General features: G+C 37.1%; 21 protein-coding genes. 8 read left to right on the top strand and 13 right to left on the bottom strand.

Annotated features, from left to right (window positions below):
* Positions 1-10: 10 nt before the first annotated feature.
* From PPM_RS01260 to PPM_RS01250, 3 genes are all read right to left on the bottom strand, one after another.
* A complete protein-coding gene (locus PPM_RS01260; RefSeq protein ID WP_013368885.1) occupies positions 11-1258 on the bottom strand; it encodes a pentapeptide repeat-containing protein in 1248 nt (415 codons plus the stop codon).
* A 77-nt stretch (positions 1259-1335) separates the two neighbouring features.
* The gene (locus PPM_RS01255; protein ID WP_013368884.1) at positions 1336-2751 is read right to left on the bottom strand and encodes a contractile injection system protein, VgrG/Pvc8 family; all 1416 of its coding nucleotides are present in this window, start codon (positions 2749-2751) and stop codon (positions 1336-1338) included.
* On the bottom strand, positions 2748-3422 hold the full coding sequence (locus PPM_RS01250) for a hypothetical protein (protein ID WP_013368883.1): 675 nt from the start codon (positions 3420-3422) through the stop codon (positions 2748-2750). The genes PPM_RS01255 and PPM_RS01250 overlap by 4 nt, the downstream gene beginning before the upstream one ends.
* A gap of 457 nt (positions 3423-3879) precedes the next feature.
* Here PPM_RS01250 and PPM_RS01240 point away from each other — a divergent pair.
* A protein-coding gene (locus PPM_RS01240; protein ID WP_414858820.1) for an IS3 family transposase occupies positions 3880-5042 on the top strand; the annotation gives its coding sequence in 2 pieces (ribosomal slippage) (positions 3880-4144 and positions 4144-5042; 1164 coding nt in all).
* A 221-nt stretch (positions 5043-5263) separates the two neighbouring features.
* On the opposite strand, the gene PPM_RS01235 is transcribed toward PPM_RS01240, so the two are convergent.
* From PPM_RS01235 to PPM_RS01215, 5 genes are all read right to left on the bottom strand, one after another.
* A complete protein-coding gene (locus PPM_RS01235; protein ID WP_013368879.1) occupies positions 5264-7189 on the bottom strand; it encodes a hypothetical protein in 1926 nt (641 codons plus the stop codon).
* 460 nt (positions 7190-7649) lie between these two features.
* Positions 7650-8747, bottom strand: a complete 1098-nt coding sequence (locus PPM_RS01230; RefSeq protein WP_228392881.1) for a hypothetical protein — start codon at positions 8745-8747, stop codon at positions 7650-7652.
* Positions 8735-8935, bottom strand: coding sequence for a hypothetical protein (locus tag PPM_RS01225; RefSeq protein ID WP_043885840.1), 201 nt, complete (start codon positions 8933-8935; stop codon positions 8735-8737). The genes PPM_RS01230 and PPM_RS01225 overlap by 13 nt, the downstream gene beginning before the upstream one ends.
* Before the next feature lie 95 nt (positions 8936-9030).
* Positions 9031-9555 (bottom strand): hypothetical protein, encoded by a 525-nt coding sequence (locus PPM_RS01220; RefSeq protein WP_013368876.1) that lies wholly within the window; start codon positions 9553-9555, stop codon positions 9031-9033.
* Positions 9556-10410, bottom strand: coding sequence for a ParA family protein (locus PPM_RS01215; RefSeq protein WP_013368875.1), 855 nt, complete (start codon positions 10408-10410; stop codon positions 9556-9558). It lies immediately after the preceding gene.
* A gap of 682 nt (positions 10411-11092) precedes the next feature.
* Here PPM_RS01215 and PPM_RS01210 point away from each other — a divergent pair.
* Entirely contained in the window at positions 11093-12028 is a 936-nt protein-coding gene (locus PPM_RS01210) for a hypothetical protein (protein ID WP_013368874.1), read from the top strand.
* Positions 12029-12681: 653 nt separating this feature from the next.
* Here PPM_RS01210 and PPM_RS29775 read toward each other — a convergent pair.
* The 5 genes from PPM_RS29775 to PPM_RS01190 form a co-directional block, all read right to left on the bottom strand.
* Positions 12682-13095 (bottom strand): hypothetical protein, encoded by a 414-nt coding sequence (locus tag PPM_RS29775; protein ID WP_231860479.1) that lies wholly within the window; start codon positions 13093-13095, stop codon positions 12682-12684.
* Between the two features lie 66 nt (positions 13096-13161).
* Positions 13162-13755, bottom strand: coding sequence for a DNA-binding protein (locus PPM_RS29770; protein ID WP_228392880.1), 594 nt, complete (start codon positions 13753-13755; stop codon positions 13162-13164).
* A gap of 218 nt (positions 13756-13973) precedes the next feature.
* Positions 13974-14417: a GNAT family N-acetyltransferase gene (locus tag PPM_RS01200; protein ID WP_228392909.1), complete on the bottom strand. Its 444-nt coding sequence runs from the start codon at positions 14415-14417 to the stop codon at positions 13974-13976.
* 152 nt (positions 14418-14569) lie between these two features.
* Positions 14570-15775: an MFS transporter gene (locus PPM_RS01195; protein WP_013368870.1), complete on the bottom strand. Its 1206-nt coding sequence runs from the start codon at positions 15773-15775 to the stop codon at positions 14570-14572.
* 37 nt (positions 15776-15812) lie between these two features.
* Entirely contained in the window at positions 15813-16814 is a 1002-nt protein-coding gene (locus tag PPM_RS01190; protein WP_013368869.1) for a cupin domain-containing protein, read from the bottom strand.
* Positions 16815-17480: 666 nt separating this feature from the next.
* Between PPM_RS01190 and PPM_RS01185 the strand changes: the two genes are divergently transcribed.
* From PPM_RS01185 to PPM_RS01160, 6 genes are all read left to right on the top strand, one after another.
* Positions 17481-18185 carry a class I SAM-dependent methyltransferase gene (locus tag PPM_RS01185; RefSeq protein ID WP_013368867.1) on the top strand — a complete coding sequence of 235 codons (705 nt, stop codon included), beginning with the start codon at positions 17481-17483 and terminating at the stop codon, positions 18183-18185.
* Positions 18186-18223: 38 nt separating this feature from the next.
* A complete protein-coding gene (locus PPM_RS01180; protein WP_013368866.1) occupies positions 18224-18487 on the top strand; it encodes a PqqD family protein in 264 nt (87 codons plus the stop codon).
* 16 nt (positions 18488-18503) lie between these two features.
* On the top strand, positions 18504-19010 hold the full coding sequence (locus PPM_RS01175) for a hypothetical protein (protein ID WP_013368865.1): 507 nt from the start codon (positions 18504-18506) through the stop codon (positions 19008-19010).
* Positions 19011-19118: 108 nt separating this feature from the next.
* Positions 19119-21353, top strand: coding sequence for an asparagine synthase (glutamine-hydrolyzing) (asnB, locus tag PPM_RS01170; protein WP_013368864.1), 2235 nt, complete (start codon positions 19119-19121; stop codon positions 21351-21353).
* A 276-nt stretch (positions 21354-21629) separates the two neighbouring features.
* The gene (locus tag PPM_RS01165; RefSeq protein WP_048481105.1) at positions 21630-22025 is read left to right on the top strand and encodes a hypothetical protein; all 396 of its coding nucleotides are present in this window, start codon (positions 21630-21632) and stop codon (positions 22023-22025) included.
* Positions 21998-22513: a hypothetical protein gene (locus tag PPM_RS01160; protein WP_013368863.1), complete on the top strand. Its 516-nt coding sequence runs from the start codon at positions 21998-22000 to the stop codon at positions 22511-22513. The genes PPM_RS01165 and PPM_RS01160 overlap by 28 nt, the downstream gene beginning before the upstream one ends.
* Positions 22514-22765 lie beyond the last annotated feature (252 nt).

The raw sequence follows: 22765 nt of genomic DNA, 5'->3' as shown, positions 1-22765 counted from the left end.
CGAAAATATCTCAATGCAGCCACTCCCCTTTGCTACCAACATCCCTCACCTGCGTAGACCACTCCAAACCAATAGCTCCTCTACGCTGTTCATCGGTAAAAATAACTCCTTGTACATTGGCACCTGTAAAATTAGCTCCGATCAAACAAGCCTCTTTAAAGGATGCACCTGTCACATTTGCTCCAACAAAGCAGGCATCGGTTAGATCTGCCCCGTCCAAGGACGCTTTTTGTAGTAACGCCTCTTGAAAAATGGCTCCCCGCAATTGTGCATCATGAAAACGGGCTCCTTGCAAGCTCGCACCTGTGAAATCTACTCCAGCAAAACCTAATGGCTCCCAATCCAGTGAAGCATCTGATCCATATCTGGCGTTCCCTATAACGACATCCAATATGGCCCCTTTCATCGAGCATCCGCTAAAATTGGCTCCATGAAGCAAACTGTATGTCAAATCAATTCCATTTAACTCACTTTCCTGCCACACTGTTCCTACTAGAACACAGCCATGTAGACGGCTATGCTCCGACCTGATTTGGCGAAAGGCTGTATAACGAAAATCCAACAGGCTAAAATCCCCATCCGACAAATGAACTTGAGTCAACGCCTGATAGCTGTACGCATGTTCCTCTTTTTCCTCCAACCACGACCGAATCTCATTCGCCTCCATGGCTCTGCGATCTTCTCGATATACCGATACACTATGATCCAAATATTCGCCGACACGAATCTCGAATGTCTCTTCTCGCTCCAGCTCTTGAAACTCCGATAAGTACACCGCCTGTTTCATTGCCGAGCGCACCACATTCACAACGAGCGCATGAATGTGTACCGCTGCTTCCAACATAACCTGCTCCCATTCAAGCTCTGATAGAGAAACTTGCTGCTTCTCTACCTCCCCTCGCAATTGTCGCTGCAAATCGGTCCAATAGGAATATGCCCAGCTTGTATCCCATTCCAATCGGATCGGCTGCGGATCAAGCATCCATAAAGCATCGGAAGCCTCTACGAGATAAGCAGGCCGTTCTTCCAGCCATGTGGTACGTAGCATAGAGTATGTGATATAGCCGATCCTTTCCTTTCCTTGAAGCTGCTCTTGTCGAATGTGCCGGCAATAGCCCCGAAACTCTTCGACACAAGCCTGAATCCGTTGCTCCTGCGTCGTCTTAAACTTCAGTGCCCAGTCTCTGCTGATGAGAAACCACGCCTGATTCAATATAGCTCGCCATTGCGGTTCTAACTCATCAATAGACTTTTTCATTTGTACTCAACCACCACCTAAAGCTCTTCATAAATTCATATCTTCAGGCTGACGCCAGTCATCCGCTGCCCTATAGGCTAATTCGACTTCACTTCACTGCCCTTCATGTCCGCTGATCCACTCAATTGAATATGACTGCCATTGCAATCCATACGCAGCTCGCTGCCCGCCGACAAACTCATCGTTTTCCCTGCCGACAAGCTCAGATTGCCACCCGCCGAGATACTTACCTGTTTATTGCTCACAATATGAATACCTTCCTTGTCGTCCAGCTTGATAAAAATAGCACCATCTTTACCCGTCACGACCAGTTCATCCGGTCCCAAACGAATTTCTTTTCCATGAGGCGTTCGCCATATTTTCATCTGCGGATTTGATAGCTTGTTATGCCCGCTTCCTCTGTCTGTACGTCGGACTGCACTGCCTGCTACCCCATCCTCTTCACGGCTGCCCGGAAAATAGAGTGAAACCGGGTCCCCTTTTTCCGGCATTACGTACCAGCCTGTATGTCCCCCGCCGCTATATACCGTCGAATAATTGAACCAATGCGCCTGATCGACCGCCTGCTTCTCGTCGCAATCCAGATGGATACGTACCTGATCCTGACGCACGTCCACGACCACCCCTCCTAATGAAGCGCCCGCCAGCTTTTCCTGATAGTAGCCTTTCTGCCGTAAGCCTTTATACGAGGCAAGCACATATTGATGCCGCAACAGACCCTGTCTCATTTCCGTATAAGCCTCCATGACATACAAACTGTGTCCCTGAAAGGTCAACTGAGCGCCCAAATCCAGCACCTCGTCTGTCTCCACCTCATAAAAAATAAAATCATTTTCGTTCACCTTTGCCTGCTCATTTTCCTGAAAGTAGCGGAAAGGCAGCATCTGCTTGCGTACCGTATAACGGGTATGATCCAGTACGGCCTGTGCAGAGCTGTCTTCAATGCCAAAATAAAATTTGGGACTATCAAAACGCGACACAGGCATCAGGCTCGTATGATAGCGGGAAGCCATGCGTCTTAAAAAAGCCCAATCCGTCTCCTGATACTGGATGGCAATCCGTCCGATAGGCTCTCCACCGGTCGCTCCATCAATCACATCCAACCCCTCATAATCCTTACCAATCTGCTCCAGCATCTGAGGAATTGTCATTTTGGTATATTGAAAAGAACGGGTGCGTTGCTGGATATCCATCCGATAAGTATGGGAAATGGCCTCTACCTCCAGATAGTACACATCCCGCACAACCTTCACTTCGACCGATAGCGCAATTCCGCTGAATAGCGGCTTACTTTCACCCGATTCATTGCGATGGCTTACCTCAATAACCGTGTTCTTTTCCGTCGTTTCCACATAGCTGTCCTGCATTTCTTCCGGGATGATCCCTGTAAAATAGAGCCGAGTATGCTCGTTGATTTTCTTCGCGAGGGTAAGGTGCTCCAGCTCAACCAGCTCGTAAGGCTGGATTTGGATATTATCGTAGCCCAAACTCATATTTGATTCGCCTCTTTCTCAAGCGTAGGATGTAAAAGCAATGAAACTGCATGGAGTGAATGTACTGTATTTTCCGCTACAGGCAGCCATGCCTCCATGTCCGATTCCATACAGTTAAACGTTCCCATCATTACCTGTCCTGCATGGGTGAACAGCAGGATTTCGTTGTACAAATTTGTATCCACGCCTGCAGCAACAAAACGGATCAACCTAATGGACAGACCAGAATGATTCACGATCACTTGAGTGCCCAGCCAATTACGGATTGGTTGTACAGCTCGCAAAGTGTCCGCCATTTGCTCCACAAAATCAGGAAGTTCCTCGTCCGCCAAAAATGATTCTGTCCGACTAAAGGTGATATTCACCGTCCCATCCTCTGAGGTGTAAATGGCCTCTGGACGATATTCCGAAGGATACTTAAATTTGGCCTGCTCCAGTGGCATCAAACTAAAAGATTTCGGCACGCTTACCTGCATTTGTCCGTCCAAAATCACCCTTAATTCCAGCGGAATGAGCTCATCACCTAACCGTAACGCCAAACTTTTCTCAGAAACGGAGTGATCCTGTTCGGAAATAACAGTTTGGGAAAGACTCGTATTTACGTTATTAGATGCAACATCATAATTAAGCTTATTTTTAAGACTTAAAATATGCTCGTCCATATAGTTCATAGGGTTAGTCCCTTCTTCTTAAAAAAGATGAGTATTTAATTCAAAATATAAAAGCAAAAGGGCATATTTAACAATAACCCATCTTATGTATGTATCGGCCAGAATAGATATTTTGTTTACAGAAAGAACCATAGCATGCGTTATTTTCAATGTATATTTCTGAAATCAATATGGATAAGAGGATTGATCGGAACGGACTATGGATCGAATTGAATCCATCCTTGCTCAGAATGAAAGCAGGTATTATGACTTGGAGAGGCCGCTCCCTTAATACAAGTGATTTTATCAAGTGGTTTGGATAATGGGGGTTTGTAAAGTTAAAGTTACACTTGGTCCGCAATCGAACCTACTAAAAAGCAAAAACCCGCTCTATGTGGTATTATCCCCTTCTAGTAGACAAGAGAGAAAAGACATCTGTTAAGATGGACTTAATCTTGTTGAACGGAGGGGATTTTTCATGGCTAAAAAGGGACAATCATTCCAGCAATACTCCTTAGATGTAAAGATGGAGGCAATCCGGTTGGTGAACGAAGAACATATGAGTATTCGTGAAGTGACGAAACACTTAGACATTCGTAATAAATCCCAAGTACAAAGCTGGGTGACGAAATATCGAGCGGGGGAGAACCTCCAGCCAACGACCACAAGACAGGGACGACCCAAAACGAAATTTTCCAGTATGGAAGAAGAGATGGCGTATCTACGGGCGGAGATTGAATATTTAAAAAAGCAGTATCCAAATCTACACAAGGAGTGACGAGGAAAGAAGCGAGGTTTGAAATTATTGAGGGAATGCGAACACGATATTCGTTGAAATGGTTACTTGAATTAGCCCATGTTTCTCGGGCAGGATATTATAAATGGAGAAAGACTCAGCAAACAACCCAGCAGCGTAAGCAAGAAGAAGAGCTTCTGGAATCGCATATGTTGTCGATCCACCGGATCCATCCCTATTTTGGTTATCTGCGGATGACCGTTGCTTTACGTAGAGAAGGTATCTTGGTCAATCACAAAAAGGTGTACCGCCTAATGAAGAAATTAGGGATCCGTTCCGTCATTCGAAAGAAGCGGCGTTTTTTTGGCAAACAGGCATCTGTGGTAAATGCCAACCGATTAGATCGACAATTTCAGGCAGATTCTCCTTTATCCAAGCTGGTTACCGATATTACATACATACGAGCTGGAGAGCGGTTTGTATATCTCTCTGTCATTCAAGATCTGTTTAACAATGAAATCGTGGCTTGGCGTCTTTCGGAACGAAATGACCTTGCTCTAGTTAGCGAGACGCTAGACGTTCTAAGTAAGAACGTGAACATGGAGGGTGTCATTCTCCATTCAGACCAGGGTTTTCAGTATACCTCCAAGCCGTTTAACCGCAAGCTTAAGCGGCTTGGCATGCTTGGGAGCCATTCAAGGCGTGGAAATTGCCTAGACAATGCCTGTATAGAATCCTTCTTCTCCCATCTTAAAACAGAGAAGATTTATTTAACGAAACCCGGAACCCTAGCGGAGGTAGAACAACACGTACGGGAGTACATTTCTTTTTATAATGAAAATAGATTTCAGAAAAAATTAAACAACCGTTCCCCGATTGAATACCGAGAAACGGTTGCTGCTTAAAGATGTCTTTTTAGTTCTGTCTACTTGACAGGGGTATGACCAATGAGCGGGTTTTTTAAATGGAGGCGAGCCTTGGCACGGTAAATCCACAATCCATCGTCGAGTAATGTTGAGATTGTTTGGTGAGGTGGCATCGTAACTCAACTATTTTTCAACTAATTTATCTCGAATTAATAAAATTATAAACATTTTTGGGTTTTTAAATCAATTCATCTTAGTAGCTATTTGTAAATATTACTTAGTTCAGTTCGTTCATCGTCTGTTAAAAAATCTTCGTACACAACTGTATTAACTTTTACAGAAAAATCTTCGAACTCAACTCCAATTTGTTCACTGAAATCATACATGGCGTATCCTATTCTTCTTTTATTTTGTTCAATTAAAGGGCTTTTTTCTAATAAATTCATGAACTGTTCCTTGTTCAAATTGCCCATAAAGTATTCAGAAAACAAAGATCTTGTTACAATACTTCCCTTTTGAAATGCTACGATTTGAGGGGGCCGTCGTTCAAAATAACCCACAAAACAGGTATCATCCGTTATATAGGTATCTCCGATTTTTAACTTTTGACCTTGAGAAGTATTAGTAACAACTAGTTTAGATATTGAGTCCACAGTTTCAATATCTAATTTACTTTTTATTTCCTCTAAATTCACATCAGTTGTATAAAATTCTACTATTCTATTTAACTGACTGGATGCTTCCCGAATATCATCTAAGTGACGCATATATTCTCTATATGAAGTTGGATGATTTAAATGCTTTGTTTCCAAAAAAAACAAATCATTACCAAGAGCAAAAACAGCATCGCATTCGTAATCTTTTTTTTGTAAATTTATACATCTGATACCTCTCTTGCTTATTACTTCTCTTATCAGTCTTTCAAATTCATCTCCTTTTTTGGATATATTGATCTCCCTACTATTTAAATTTAGTAAAATAGCTCGTGATGAATCAGTCATAATTGAAGCTGATGGTAAAACAACTAGGTTGTTGCCCATTTGTATAAATGGGCAATCAAATAAATCGTTAGAACTGTTATTAAAAGTCATTAATTTCAATATCTCATCTGCTTTGCTTTTTCTAATGCCTACTTCAGTAAGCTTGTTTATCCATTTAATTTTTGATTTAACTATACAAACCTCATTTAGCGCCACATCATTAAACCCATATCCTATATTTTTTCTATTTTTCAAAAATTTTTCACATTCAATAGAAACTAAAGAATAGGCCCTAATTAACTCAGATAATAATATTCCATTAAACTCTATATTGAGATCTTTGGTTGAAAAATACTCTTCAATAAATTCGCAAGCTAACTCTTCTTTTGAAGAGATATACTCAGGCGGTAAATTATTTGTTATATTATATTTTGGCTTAAATATCGCCTGCTCTAATCCTTGTCTGCTCATTTTAGCATTTCTAATATCCATAAAGCTTAAATGAGAAATATGCTTTCCTAGAGCATCGTCTCCAACTGTTTTTATATAAACTTTATCTTTATTTAATACACTAATATTAACATCAAAATAATCCCACAAATACATAATATTATCCATATAAACTCTAATTGATGAGTTAGTTAGATGCTCACTGGCGGAGATAACATCTTGTTTATCTATTCTATTTGAAATCCCTCCAAATTTATATTTTTTATACATAAAGTATTTAAGAATCAAACCACTAGACTGAACAATATTTTCGTAAATATCTTGAGAGTTATGATTTAAACCATTTATCCTACCAGATATCAAGTTAAAAAAAGATTGATATTGAAACTCTGACAGATTAATTTCTAGAGCTATTAAGTATGAATTTACGTGTATATCGGCATCAATTAATTTTTCGATTTTTTTCATATATTTTTGATCAAATCTTCTATAAATTGCATTAAGGATATTTATCTCATTTAAAAAATCACTTAAACTTTTGGAATCATGCTCCTTAGACTGCAAAAATTCAAAAACTTGATTAAACAGTTTTTTATCCTTGGGCTCGCCCGTTCCATAAGGATTAATACAAATTCCAGATTTTTTTATTAACCGCAATGTATCTTCTAAACCTAAGTTTGAATATGTTTTTTTCACTAGATTAAGAAATTTATTTTTATCTTTCCTTATTAATTGTTCTAATTCAAATAAATGCATACATTCATTTTCCTCCATATATTGCAATTGGGGATATAAGATAACCTTTAAATAAGTGCATTTTCTGAAATGAAGAAGCGTGACTGTTTTTGTTCGAATTTCGATCCGCAAAGAAGGAAATCGTCTAGTCCGAATTGTCCAAAAAGTGCCCACCCGGTGCAAGTTCGTAACATTATGATTTTTTAGCTTCTGACCTAAAAATGAAAATCACCATTATCATGTTTCAGGTGAACACATCTATCATGCCATCCATTATTTTAATGCCGCAAAAATCGACTTGTTGAAATCCAAATACGGTGGAGGTCGTCTGCTCAGACTCACACTGAAGAACGAACGAAAATTATCGAACTCATCCAAATTCCACGGAAGGCAGCGGGCTTCCATGTTCACTCAGTTGAGCCAACAACAAACTATAGATAAATAGTTAGAAAATGCTGAAGTAAATTCATAACGTTTATGTTCAAAATGCTGACTGGTAATTCCATTTTTCAATTTTCCATTTTGATCCTGGCTTCCCCCTTCTAACAAATTTATTTTCCTCGTCTATGTTTATCAGACTATACGCATATTGGTATTCTGTAATAATATTATTTTTTTCAATTTGCATACTTAATTCAATTGCAGTAGCAGCAGCAATATCATTGATGCTTAAAAATTTGAAATCCTTCAAAAGACAATCTGCGAGTTTCTCTTTTACTTTTTTCGGTTTTTGTTTGTCGTCAACTTTATTTAGCTGAACAAGTTTAGACATATACCCATAATTCTTCCTCTTCCACAATTCCATAAATTCATTTAAAACAAATTCTGGAGAGCCTTCTTGAAAAACAAATTCATCATTAAGAATTATCTCACGAGGTTTCCATTTTTGTAGTTCATTATGTTCCTTCAACGTTTCAGAATACTTAGACATCACCTTTCTTAAACTCTCTTTAGGTTTTTCAACTGGTGGTTTATCTTTACCATTTTCAACCTTTAGCGCCCAATCTCTGAGAGAGAACAGAGTCGCCCATGTTTTGGCAGCAACTAGCCTGTTGTCATATCCTAAATCCGTTCCATGCAATATGCCATTTCGATATGGTAGAGTTAGTGGATCGGTAGTCGTTGAACGTCTTCCTTTACGGAATATACTTGCAAGTTGTCCAAGACCTTTACTGTGTGCGGCAAGTGAATCCCATGCTTCAAATTCAATGTCTTCAGCGAAAAATCCTTTTCTATTTTGATGAATATCATTAACTAGTCCGTCTAAAAGAGCAAGGACAACTGGGATACAAGCGTGGTATCGTTCTTCTTCATAGTCGGTCAAGGCTCTATAAGCCAATCTCAATCTTGGGCGAAATGCCTTGATTGCTTGCATCATCGACAAGTGGAGCCTAGTAGTTTCTGCATCATAATATTCTACGAGCTTCTGCTCCGCCCCCTCAATATCTCCATCCTCCGCTCTTTTTACGGCTTCTTCAGCTGTAGCAAGACTCATCATGTCATACAATATCCAACCACGTTCAGCAAACATATCATTAAACCTGTCTGGTACAGTTACAAGATCGCTTATATTACCCAAACTATCCTCTGTTTCTTGAAATGTTTTTTTATTAGCTCCGAATCTACCCCAAGCATTTTGAGAAAGGGAGATAACACTGGCATAGCTGCTTTTACCATCTTTAGATTATTAGCTTGATGTTCTGCTTCTTTGATCGACGGTAGATCTCTAAGCTTTGGTTTTACGTCACTTTTATTAGATTCCGTCATGCTATTTTTTCTCCTATCTTGGATATAGCTATTTTCAATTAGTTATTTGAATTCTTTTCTTCCGAAATAATCTACCCGTTTTGAAAAACATGCGTCTATTCAATTTTATTAATTTCGTTTGTTTGGGATCTTTGTAGTATGGCATCCGCTAATAATTCAAATTTACTGTTAGTTTCATTGGCAAATATTAGCCCTTCTTCTATTAAATGGTTTGCTTCTTCCGGTCGCAAACCTGCTAAAAATTCAATAATCAGTTTGATAGTCTGTTCTCTTTTTCTACCTTTAGAACTAGGAATGCCGATTTCTGCAGAAAATCGATTAAGCTCCCTAGTCTCGGCAGCTATACTACGATTTAGAAGTTTATCTCTAAAATTAATTAAATTTAAGTAATGATCTTGGTCAGCATTATGAACTTTTTCGAGATTGCTTAATTTCTTTTTTGTTCGTTGATTAGTTGTTTTTTTATTTATGTCTATTAAATTCAACAACCTTACAATTTCATCAAACGAGTGGTCAACTCTCTCGTTTTGTAAAAATGAGAAAACTTCATTGAACTCTTTCTCAGTATACTTAACTTTTAATTGAAGCAAATCAAGTAATAGTTCTTGTTTTAGACTCAATTAGAATCCCACCCTTTCAAGGAATTCTCGACCAAAAGCAGTAAACTCATTTATGACATTTGATCGAGCGTAGTCTGTAAGAAAAATAGGTTTTTTATTTCTTGCCCCTTTTGGATATGAATTTGAATGCCTAACTTCATTTTCGAAGACATGCCAGCCTTGCTTTGAGGCATAGTTTCTTACTTCAGAACGTGAGATATTGTGCTCCTCATAAGTTAATGTCGGGTCAGTATCATTAAATACTATACCAGCAATTTCTATATCTTGATCACCTAGAGAATGCTTGAAGCTTTCAAGTGAACGAACTAACAAAGGTAATCCAATTGAAGCTAGGAATTCTGGCTTTATGGGGATGACAACGAACCTACTGGCACGATAAACAGCAGTAGTGAGAATTGATTCTGTTGGTGCACAGTCGATCAATATCAAATCATAATCATTTTGCACATTAGTCAAAAAACGAGCAAGTAAGTGATCCTTATTTGTCGGGTTCTTTAATGTCCATGACAACTCAAGTCTCGAGGGAATCAAGTGAATAAAACTACTGTTACTCCACTTTTTAACGGGGTAAATAACTGTACTAACATCCAGACTGGAAGGCCCCATACTCCCGTCAAAACCAGAAGGTGTATATTGTTCAAATATATGAAATACTGTAGGTCGGTTTTCATCTAAATATGTTTTATATGCCTCTGCCCCCATTAAGTATTGGCTGGCATTTGCTTGAGGGTCTAAATCAACTACTAGTACTCTCATTCTACGTTTATAAGCCGCATACCACGCAAGGTTAAAGGCAAGAGTTGTTTTACCTACTCCACCTTTCATATTAATTAAAGATACACAAGTAGCTGACATCTATAGTCCTCCTTAATTATTCTAAGCTATATCCAATATATTTCTCCATACTCTCTTGCATTCATGAGATAAATTAAAGCTTTATTGAATATAATTACTATAATATGAGTCAAAAGTAATGATACTATTGAACCATTGAAAAATGTGTCGTTTTTTGTCGTTGATAATCATTTTTTTAACGTAAAAAACGACTATCAGGACACAGAGTTACTCTTGTGTCCTGATAGTCCCTTAACTTACTAACAATTTTTTCGATTCTAGGAATCTTTCGTTACTTGCATCCCTTTTAACCAACGTGTCATTTTTAGAATTGTATGTTTGAGATCTATCTCTTACAGCTCCTTTTCTGTAGTCATTTCCAGTATTTTTCGCCATGCTAGTTCAATCCCTTCCGTTTTAATATTGTAAATTATATTACCTATTCAATATCTATCAATATTGTTTAGCGACGATACCGACGAAAGCGTCACCCTACGACAAAGTCGAAATCGTCGCCTTCTTCTGGAAAAATACGGAAATAAAACTTTATACTTCACACAAATCTCGAAAGTGGAATTCTACTTTTTAAATTTACATCCCCTTCGTCTTCCTTGTATGGAAAATCCCACTTACATTTATGCATGGAAGTGCTATAGTTTTCAGATTAATTAGGATCTAATATTGTGCTATAAGGAGGTCGACTATGGATAAAAAAGAATTAATTACAAAAGCTCAATTAAAAAATCTACCAATCACAGAGAGTAAGTTAAACCGCTATATTAACTTAGGTTTAATATGCTCTGATACAAAAGGGAGAGGCCGAGCAAAAGGAACTCTGTCGCACTTTACTGAGGAGTCCTTGGACATTTTAAAGGAGATTCAAAGCTTGAAGGGGATAAATCAAAAACACATTATATTCACACTGTTTTGGCGAGGGTACAATATTTCATGGCATAAGCTAAAGGATGCGGTTTATAATTTTACACTTGAAATTGAGGATAAGTTCACCGAGGTCAATAACAAGACTAAAGATCCAGAATTCGCAGATTACATTTTGAATGAGATGATTGAAGAATCTGTACCCAAGAAAAAACCAGGACGGCCTTCAAATCAAGATCTTAAAGAATTGAAACAACAACAGGAGGCAGAGAAGGAATCTTTCCGAAATATCCTCAGTGTTGTACAACTGTTAGCAGCAGGTAGTAGTATGACATGTCAGGGGCTAAAGCTCTTCTCTAGACCTAATCCAAATGTTACAACTCAAACTATTGCTGATGCCGATATGTTCTTGGACTGGTTGAACTTACGAACGATAAAAGAATCCATACAACGTTCAGAAAAAAATGACTATGACAACATTCTAGAAATCATCCATTGCATTCAGCAATACTGGAATGAAATTGAGGCTGTAAGCAAAAGTCCCACCGTTAACTCTGCTATAAAGGAAATAGTACAACAGATTAATAGGTTTTATCCAGGTGGCTTCACTTTCAGGAATGTAACACTAATTCGCTATCTCATATTAGCTATGCTAGCTTTTGGAAAACACCAGATGATACTTGAATTTTTAAAATCGGATCAGACCAAAACGCTGTTTAACCAGTTCGTTAATCTTCCATTTGAAAAGAATAAACAATAAAAAACGAGGTGAAAAATAATGAGAAAAATAGGTATTGCATTGGGTAATGGAGTAGCCTTCGGGTTACCCGTAATTATTGTTTACATTATCCTTGTATTAGCAGCAATAGGCTTGTACACAATTTATTCTAAGTACCGGGATAATATCTAAAAGTTATATTATGTTAAATTATTGATGTGATAACTAAGAGTCAATAGTATGACGACGGTAATATGGTTGCTCTTAAACGGGTAAAAACCGGAATAAATAGTTATAAAGAAGTCTGCATTTTTCTTCGTAAATATAAATTATTACCGCTCACCGTAAAACTATAAAACTCTTTCCACTGTCCCTTTTCCAACCAAAAAAAGCGACGATACCGATAAAAGCGTCAAACTACGCAAAAGTCGATATCGTTCGCTATTTACTTTTTGATTTTAACAGCAGTCTTATATTTAAAAGATATACTTCAAAATTAAACTCCATTCTTATGCATTAGTCTGCCTAATACCTTCCAATTGTTTCTTGAAGTTGCACTTTTGGACCATGAATATAATTTTGTGTAGGTACAGTCAACATAAACAAAAAGCTAGTTGCGATGACGAGTAGAACCGATTTTTTTAACATTACTCAACCACACCTCTTCAATAAAATTGAAATACTCTTCTTTAGTCTCAGGAAAAACCATCACTGTACATGCCTTGATTCAAGTAGTAGTAAGCTAGTTCATACTCCATACGCGCTAACTGTTCTGGAACAACCTGCTGAGTATACATATCAGTAGAAAACGATTGGTGCATGAAAGAATCAATTTCTGTTTTAAACCGCTGAAGTATATCATCCACTTTAATCCCATGCTGGTTAGCTACGATCATAATGTTCATTAGCTTGGCAATCAGTTCTTTTTCTGATTCATTTGACGAGGCATTTACGTAATCCACATATACTTGAGTTACACTAGTATCTCCTGATAAAAGCTTGTAAACATACGTGTTTCGTTGTGCCCAATGTAGGAATAAGCTGATCCAGTGTTGAGTTTCCGCATCTGTTTCCTTGACCCAGCTTAAATAAGCATATATATATTGCAATGCTCGTTCATAATCTTTTCGGGCTTCGCAATAAGCTGCACACAACAGATCCGCATAGGCGATATATCAAAATAATAGGTTCCTTGTCTTCTTTATAGGCTCTCTATGATTTCGTTTCTCCTCATGACTGAGTGCGTATTGAATTTCCGCTTTTATCTTCATTTTTTTAGCGTTTTCCTCAACCTTATCCCACCCACGTAAAGAACGATACACATTCGCTAAATCCTTCAACGCATCAAGTTGATCGACTTCATCCAATCGCTTCACATAAGGTTGAAAATAACATGCTGGCTCAAAGTTTCGGCTCTGCTCGTTCCCAATACGAATTGTAAACAAGCGATACTGACAAAGCGCCAATTGCTCCGAATATTGCTTCTTTTCACTAACTGCTACATTCTCATATAGTATGGCTGCTGCCTCGTGAAGGGCCTCTTTAAATAGTTCTTCAGCAAGTTCAAATAATGATTCCGAATAGCCCAGTTTATCCATTAATAGATTGACTACTTCATGAATGCAGTCCAGTTTATTTAGTTTCGCGCAATTATGTATAAAAGGACTCATTCGACGCCAATTCGGATTGGCCTCCGTTAGATACTCAGTCACATATCGTTCGTAATAATGGCCGACAGGATGACCCATTGCAGCCGTAATTCGATCCAACTGGTCAACTGAAAGCGTACGGTTCCCATTGATAAAAAGATAACCAGATGATTCTTAGTGATATAGCCAGAAAGGCACATATGAATCCAGGTACCATGAGTAGCATTACAAAAAAAGACGGTACCAGCGAAAGCTTCATTCTGCGAGGTCCGTACCATCTCTAATTTATGAATACTACACAAGACAATTTTAAATAATTCAAATTGTCCTTGTAATATTCATAATATGCATTTCTCAAATAGGATTTCATCACGAATTGGAATACCATTATTTGATATTTTTGGGATTTCAGGTTTTATAATCCTTGCTTTTTCAACAGAGTTTGGAAAAATTCTCGCAATTTGATAACCCTTTTTTTGATAAAATAAAAAAGCATGCAGGTTATCGTTAGTTGTTACTATTTTTAGTTTGCAACATCCGCTTTTTTTTGATACTGCTTCTACCTGATTCAATAACGCAGTACCAATCCCTTTATTTTCATCTTTGCTATCTAAAGAAATGATTTCACATTCATTATCGCTTATAACATAAGTGATTAATCCCATAATCTTTTCTTTATGATCTAAGATAGCAAATCCATCTAACTCATCACATTGATAGATCCCGCTAGAAATCACCATTTGAGGAGTTCCCCAATTACAAATAAAAAAATTGGTTATCATTTTTTTATCAAATTCTTTTATATTAATTATCCGCAAGATTTCCCCTCCATTTTATGACTTTATAAATTGTCATTTTCATCAAAGTATTATGTCTAAAATAGGCTACTGGAATGTCAGTAGCCTGATTTTATTTCCTCTGAAAATGTTATATTTTATGATTTAAAAGTCATATTATCTCGTTTTTCGGAGTAATTTATATCCGTATTTTGAGCTGTATTGTAATATAATAAAATAGATGGTATTAGGAATATGGCTGCAACAATAAATGTTGCAATTATTCCAAATTTAACTGCTATTAGCCCAAAGATAATTCCGGATAAAATTTCACCAGCTGCACCCGTAACCGAATTAACAGAAAATAATGTGGCTTTATAGGAATCAGGAAAAAATTTATTTAAGTAGCCATTAACTATTGGATTACGTATATCCTCCACTGATAATAAAAAAGAGATAGCAACTAGACCAATAGCTTTTAAACCAAATGCTGTACTAAAGATCATAAGAATACTAATAGATTCAACCATTATTAGAGATAATAGGGTGTTTTTTTCAATTATTTTATGAGCCTTAGCTGTGAAATGCAATAGAATAAAAGCTAGTACGCCTGCGATTGCCATTACGTATCCAAGAAATTCTTTTGAATTACCGATTTGTATTAAGTAGGGCTGCCAATATCGCATTATAACATCATAACTTAAAGCTGCAAAAAAGCCAGCCAGTACGACATTCAAAATGCGTCGATGTTTAAATACTATTTGAAAACTTTTTCCTGTTATTTCGATAAACGATTCCTTAGGAGTGTTTTTTTTCTGATTCTTTATAATCTGCTGATCTGATTTTAAATAAATCAAAATAATAGCAAGCATAATTGCGTATATTAAGGCAACAAATATAAATGGCAACATGGAATTAAACTTATAAATGTGCCCAGATAATAAGCTGGTTAGTATAATACTTGCTATGAGTACTTGGGCATTCCTCATCAGTCTTTTACTAAATTCTTCCTTAGGAGTTACTTGGCTCATCCATGTCTCAAAAGCACCCGAAATAAGGGCTTCAGCTAGTGCCCATATTATCATTGCTATAACACAAACCCATGTTATTCCAATAAAAGGAAAGATCAACCATGTGGCCATTGAGAAAATATAAGATAGCATTATGGATCGACGAACGCCATTATTATCAGCAAAAGTCCCCGTTGGAATTTCAAACAATAATCTGGCTACCTCGAAAACTGTCCCTAATATACCGATTGCTAATAAATCAAATCCTTGATCGTTTAAATGTATAATCCAAATTGGTGAAAAGAAACCAATTGCTAATCCACGAAGTGCAGATAATATGCTAAATATGTTCATAGGTTCTCCCAATAAATTTTTTGTTAGAAACAACTGATCATAATTCTCTGGTAGCTAACAATTGTCGGAACACAGCTTGAGTAACATGATATATATCAAACTCTTCAGTATGTCTTTTAAAAATATCTTCTGCACTAATAGATGAAAAGCCCGGAAGCACTTGATTTAATTCTTGATTTAGCTTACTTTTTAGACTTTCTTGTTCTTCTGGTGAAAGTAGATTTATATCACATGCAAGTTCACGCCAAGTATCATGTTGAGTTAGGCGTGAGCGAATTTCAGCAAGGAGCAATTCAAGCCAAGCTGGATGTGAAAATGTTATATTCAGAGATAGAGTCTCTTCAGTTGAACTGGTGGAATGCCAAATACCTCTTGGGAGATAAAGAAATGATCCGGGCAAAAGGTTAACTATATCCGCTCCCGGTAAATCTGTTTGTGGATGCTCTCCCTTCCAATAAGTTGCTAGTTCATCTGGTATGTAAGGCTTTTCCGCAAGGTCATAATGCTGAATAGGGTTCGTCACATTTTCGTTAGCGAGTAGTTTCCATGTTTTGGTCCCTTGAAGGTGAAATATGAAATTTGTATACGCATCGAAGTGAGCTTTAAATCCTCCTCCATTTTTGGCTGCGTAAACAATTGCTTTTATACCAGAACCACTTGGTAAACTAAGCTCCTTACGTAAACTATCCATCCAACTATGTAGTTGAGGAAGAAACATGTCTGAAAAATCAAATTCAAGTGCTGCTCCTCTTTCATACCAATCTTTTGCCTCCTCGGTACTTACCAAGAACCGATCTGCAATCCCTCCTGTTTCTTCTATCACTGCATTTCCCACTACCATCACAGGACCTTTATACAAATCGATAATATTATCCAGTGATTGGACATTACTTATCCCAGGGAGTTGGTGGAATCGTTCAACATTCCCATGGATAACAAGATGTTTGCTTGGAGCCCAATGTTCTCTTATAAAAATATCAGAACTAAAAGGATTTAACACTTTTGATAAAACAGTATCTTTTTTATCAATTGTACTCATTTCTTAAGCCTCCCCAAATTATGGATAGTTTACAGAGACAAATATACTTCCTAAAATTAGAATAGTCAATAAAGTAATTTATTACCTTTATAATTCTATTTTTTTGAAACTAATAAATTTAACGGAAATTTTCAGATCGAAAAAACTATATATTGACAAAAAAATCATTGTATATGATAATAATCACCAGTATAAGGAAAAATTAAAGCTGAAAATGACATATATTCAAAAAAATAAAAATGAATTCTATCGTTATAATGTTTCCCACTTACTAAAAAAGGTAAAATAGAAGAAGATAAAAGCAATAATACATTATTATAAATGTATATATTAGAATAAATTTCAAAATCGAGTTTATAATTACCTGGAAATTATGATATCTTTATAATTTCCAGAAAGGAGGTGAAAAATATGAAAAAAGTGTACAAAAAGCCTCGTGCATTAGAATTGCGTCGTATGACAATGGATGGTGGACATTAAGAGGTTACGGCAATTTTAAATCTGAAATATATTCTTGGAGGTGAATAATATGAAAAAAGTGTACAAAAAGCCTCGTGCATTGGAATTGCGTCGTATGACAATGGATGGTGGACATTAATTAACCCTATCTAAACTCAACGTGAGCGTATTTTGCGCTCACGTTATATGTCTTTAGGAGGCCAGACTATGATTACAGCTGAAGAGTGCCAAACCTATAATAAATTCATAAAAAAGTATCAACCTCATCTTTATCCACTTTTAGGTGCCCATATATCTCGTTTATACGAGCGAAAAGGTGGAGTGGTTATTGACATGGGCACTGGGCCTGGATACTTAACGGTTGAACTTGCAGAACGCTTAAAGGCGAATGTACATGCTGTTGACATTAATCCAGCAATGCATGACTTGGCGCGGAGACTGGTTGAAGAACGTGGTCTTTCTAAATCGGTCCATTTTGATGTAATTGACGTACATAATCAAATCTACCCGGATAATTACGCGGATTTGGTGGTTTCATACTCTTGTTTACATCATTGGGAAAACCCTGTAAGAGCGTTGTTAGAATGCTACAGGGTATTGTCTCCAAATGGATTGTTAATTATTATTGATACGCTGCCTAATAATAAAGATACACTTAATGCACTTAAGCGTTCTATTCCTGAGCCAGAGTATTTCCGTTTTATTCGTGAAGCCTTTGAGGAAAGCTATTCAATGTCAAAAATTGAAGAGATGATACATGAAGCTGGTATAGTAGATTTTGAACTTAATCTTTTTAAGTTCAATGAAGAAGATATTGCTGATTGTATTGAAGTTTTGGAGGACCTGCATATTCCTGAGGTCGAGGCGGAAGCTAACACCGAAAATTGGATACTGACAGCTTGTAAAAAGTGATGTTTATCATACAATCTATTTTTTAGGAGGATAATCTAATGAACTTTAATGAAAATACAATTTTAAGAAAAAATCCTGATATATCTACTCGCAATTACCTTAAAAGTACTATTATCGAACCTGGAATTACCCTAAACGAGGTAGCAACAAATCTGTTTGAACGAATTGATGGAATACGTACTTTAGCTGAAATATGCAAAGATATGGTAAAAGAATATGAGGTAGATTACCAAACGATATTAGGTGATTCCGTTGAACTAGTTCAAGGTTTAATTGAAAAAAATATTATTCTAGTTGAATAGGTGCTGAGTATTCATTATGCGAAAACTTACTATTGATGAATTGAGACAACTAGTCCCTGAATATAATAATGATCTTGCTAAAGAGCGTGCTAGTGGAATATTTAATTATATTATAATGATGGTCGCGCTCGCACGCGACCATCATATGCAACATCAAGATTTAGTGAATTGGATTCACAGACATTTTGAAGAGCGTGGTTATTATGAGGAAACTTTATTGAAATTTGGATCGGGCAACACAAAGTTGTTTTTACAAGATTTTGTAATAGGACGTAGCCTATTATATGAAAATATCGAAGTTTTTATCCACGAAAATGGTAATTATGAAGTTCAAAGTACTTCATGGTGGTTAAATCAACCAACCGAAGCTTGTTTCTATTTTGATATGGAACCTGAAGAGATTGTAAAATATGTACAGTCACTTGCTTGCTCCAAAGCAGATCGTCTTGGGATAACTCTAAAAATTTCTCATAAAAATGGAATAGAACAAGCATTGATATGCAAAAAGGGCACTATTATATAATTCTTATTTTAAATGGAAAGTGGTTAACTCATGACTCTCTGAAATAGCTCTGATAATGTACTATCCCTAGTATTAATCTACAAAAAAATATTATGGAGGATTTGTACTATGTGTGGAATTGCTGGTGTAGTTAGATTAGACGGTACCTCTTTATCCCAAAATGTAGATACTATATTGCAAAATATGGCCGAAGAAATTTCATATAGAGGACCTGATGATGAACAATTCTTTATAAAAGGACCTTTGGGTTTCGCTTTCCGTAGGCTTTCAATTGTAGATATTAATGGAGGAAAGCAACCTCTTACAAATGAGGACGGTACAATTGTGCTAATTGCTAATGGGGAGATTTATAACAGTACGGAGTTAAGAGCAAAATTATCTTCAAGGCATCAATACAAAACTAATTCAGATTGCGAAATTATCTTGCATTTGTATGAAGAGAAAGGAATAGATCTACTTCAAGATTTAATTGGTATGTATGCATTTGCTCTTTGGGATTCTCGGAAGCAAAAAATGTTTATAGCACGGGACCGTTTTGGGATCAAGCCATTATTTTTTACTGCTAACCGTGAGAGATTGGTATTTGCTTCGGAAATAAAATCATTGATGAAATATCCCGATTGTCCACGATCTCTTGATTGGAATAAAGCTTTAACTGATCCATGGTTGAGTGGCTATACCGCAACTGATCTATCGGATCCTTCTTCATTTTTTGAAGGGATAGAGCATTTACCAGCTGGATGTGCAGTAGAAGTCGACGTTAAGAAGGGCAGTTGGAAGCAAATTCGCTATTGGGATTTATTAGCGAACAATAATCAATCATTTGCAGAACTCAGCGATCAAGAAATTATTAATTATTATGCCAATTTACTTGAAGATTCGGTCCAAAAGTGTTTGCAAAGTGATGTTGAAATTGGATTATTCCTAAGCGGGGGGATCGATTCGGCGTCCATTGCTGCAATAACATCAGAGCGACAAAATATCCATACATTTTCAGTGTTAAGCCAGAGCACCCTAACGAATGAAGATGCTAAGTATGCACATATTACTGCTAAGTACTTAGGACTTCCAAATCATCAAGTCTTATTTCATTGGGATGAGAATGACTTCGAACCAAACCATTGGAGAAAATTGTTATGGTTATGTGAATCACCACTTTGTGGTCCAGAGCAGTTGTACAAATTCCATTTACATCGCTATGCTCGCTCTGTTTGCCCCGATCTAAAAGTAATTTTAACTGGTCAGGGAAGTGATGAATTTAACGGTGGTTACAGTAGTGTTTTAGCTCCTGCTTGGGAGAATAATTGGGAAGGGTTTACAAAAAATCTTAACCGTCTAGAAATGGGAAGATACATGAGTAATTTACCATCTAAACTCTTTGTCTGGGAAGAACACTTTGAGCAATCACCACTCTCAGAGAAATTTATTTTATCTAAGAGCAGTGAGGTTCGTAGGGAAAGTTCTTGGGAAGCCTACATATTAACGAAGTTTAGAGATATCCAAATGTATAATTGTTGGCTTGAGGATAGAATAGCTGCGGGTAATAGTATTGAAAATCGTGTACCCTTTCTCGATCACCGAATTGTTGAATTTGCTCTATCTATCCCGTCCGCTAGGCGAAAGGGACTTTTTTGGGATAAAAAATTACTACGATCAGGCATTCAAAACCGACTCCCCTCAGAATTATATAAGAGATCTAAAGTACCATTCTTTTATGGTGAAGATGCAAGGTTTACACTTCGTATGATGCTGGATCTCTTATTAAAACAGAAGAGCGTATTACTTGAAGAAGCAGTGGCTTCCTCCAAATTTTCTGATTTTATCGATACTGATGCTTTCTTCTCAATAGCTCAGCAGCTATCACAAGACCCAGAGGTAACTAATATGGAATATTTTCTCCGTATAGTAAATATGGGTTTATTGCAGCACATGGTTGAGCAAACGAATGTTAAGTATGAAGACTCAGACAATTTTATTATTCTTTCTAACCATCCTATTGAAAACTGGGAGAAAAACGAAGAAGAAATTCACTTGAAATTATCCAAACGCCGTGAAGCAATTAAATTAGAGGACATTCCTTTATTTGCTCCAGAAGTATTTTTGGTGCAACGAGATGACATTCAAAAAGATAATCATGCCTATTTAGTTGTGGATAACCATCTTACATACGCTCTTTCTGAAGATGAAGCCGGGCAGTGGTTACGGGTTTTAAGGAAAATAAACGGGGAACAATCTTTGAAAGAAATTTTGTCTGATTTAGATATAACTGAATCTGAGATTAGAAAATTTTTAGAAGAAGCAATTGACTTTGGTGTTATAACTATGAAACCAATTGCTAACTAAATTTAATATACAAGCTCTTATATAGAGGGAGAAGGCTCGTTTAATTTGTATTTTAAGGTAGGCTGAATTAAGATAACCTCTTAATATACATTCTCATTTTCTCTCATGGCATTTTACAGTAAAACCTACTTCAACTTTTTTCTAGATTCAAACCACTCTTTTTGGAATAATCCTGGTTAAATATCACAAAAATGCCTTTATTATAAAATAAAATAGATATTATTACTTTGAAAGGCCATCTATTGATGGTCTTATTTTCTTTTAGGAGGTTACATTATGCGTATTATACAGACCCAGCAAGACATCGACTCACTGCAACACTCTTCGCTTTCCCCCTCTTTTTTAAAACACATCCAAGAATACTTCACTCAGTTTCGCAACTCATTCCATGACCAAGATGATCCGTATTTTTCCCTCCAGCCTTCCGGTCCTATCTTCATACTAGAAGCAGGGGATAACCTACACGATCTTACCCTCGTAGGTTTTAGACGAGAAGACGACGGACTTTTCGGTATTTGCCCTGAATACGTCGAGTTGTACGACCTCGGCAACACCCAAATCTACAAAATCGCCGTCATGAACACCAACGACTATATCATCACCCTGTTCACACAAGTCGGAATTCACCACAAGGAGGCCGAACAGTGGCTAAAAGAACAAGCAGAAGTTTAAAGGCAAATGAGGAAAACATACTGAACAAGCTAAAAGAGGTCATTGAATACAACGGGGACGTTGTAAATAATCCTGAATCGTACGGAAACACTTGGATCATGGCGCTTGCGGTTAGGCCGTTCACCCACAATCAAAAACAGCTTCTACCCGCCTGTTTGGAAGAGCATGAAGTGCTCCATCCCGAACAGGCCTTTTTTGTGCGTATGATCATCAGAACAACCCATCGGAATGGGACAAACAGATACGTGGACGGTACGAATCTATGTGTGACAATAGACCAGGATACCGGAATTGTAGATATTGCAAAAGAGGACGAAGCACTGTCAGACAGCCCTGTATTTCATGGCGGAGAAATTGCAGATGCCTTGCGTTGGGTGAACGAGTTAGCCGATCCTTATTACATCGCGCTAGAAGACCCTTTCCTTACACCGGAGCAACGCCTTCTGTTCATGCAGAGTGCAAAAGAGGATGATCCTTTTACCCTGTAAATGAATTTTTTCCAACCCAAAAAAACTCCACATTATTGAAAGTTGGCGAGTATTTAATTTTTATAAATTAATCTTATCAACACACCCAGAATAGTCCAAACAATAGCAATAGTTGCTTTCATTCTAAAGGAGCTGCTCATTTTCCCCGTCTTGTTCACTTTATTGGAAATCCAGATAAACACTGTCGCAAACAAATATCCTATAATTAAATCAATTATTATATAAATTATTGGCAATAAAATGGACACTAGT

The sequence above is a fragment of the Paenibacillus polymyxa M1 genome (assembly GCF_000237325.1).
GTDB lineage: Bacteria > Bacillota > Bacilli > Paenibacillales > Paenibacillaceae > Paenibacillus > Paenibacillus polymyxa_C.
Note: the sequence above shows the minus strand (reverse complement) of the source record. Positions and strands in the feature narration are given on the sequence as shown.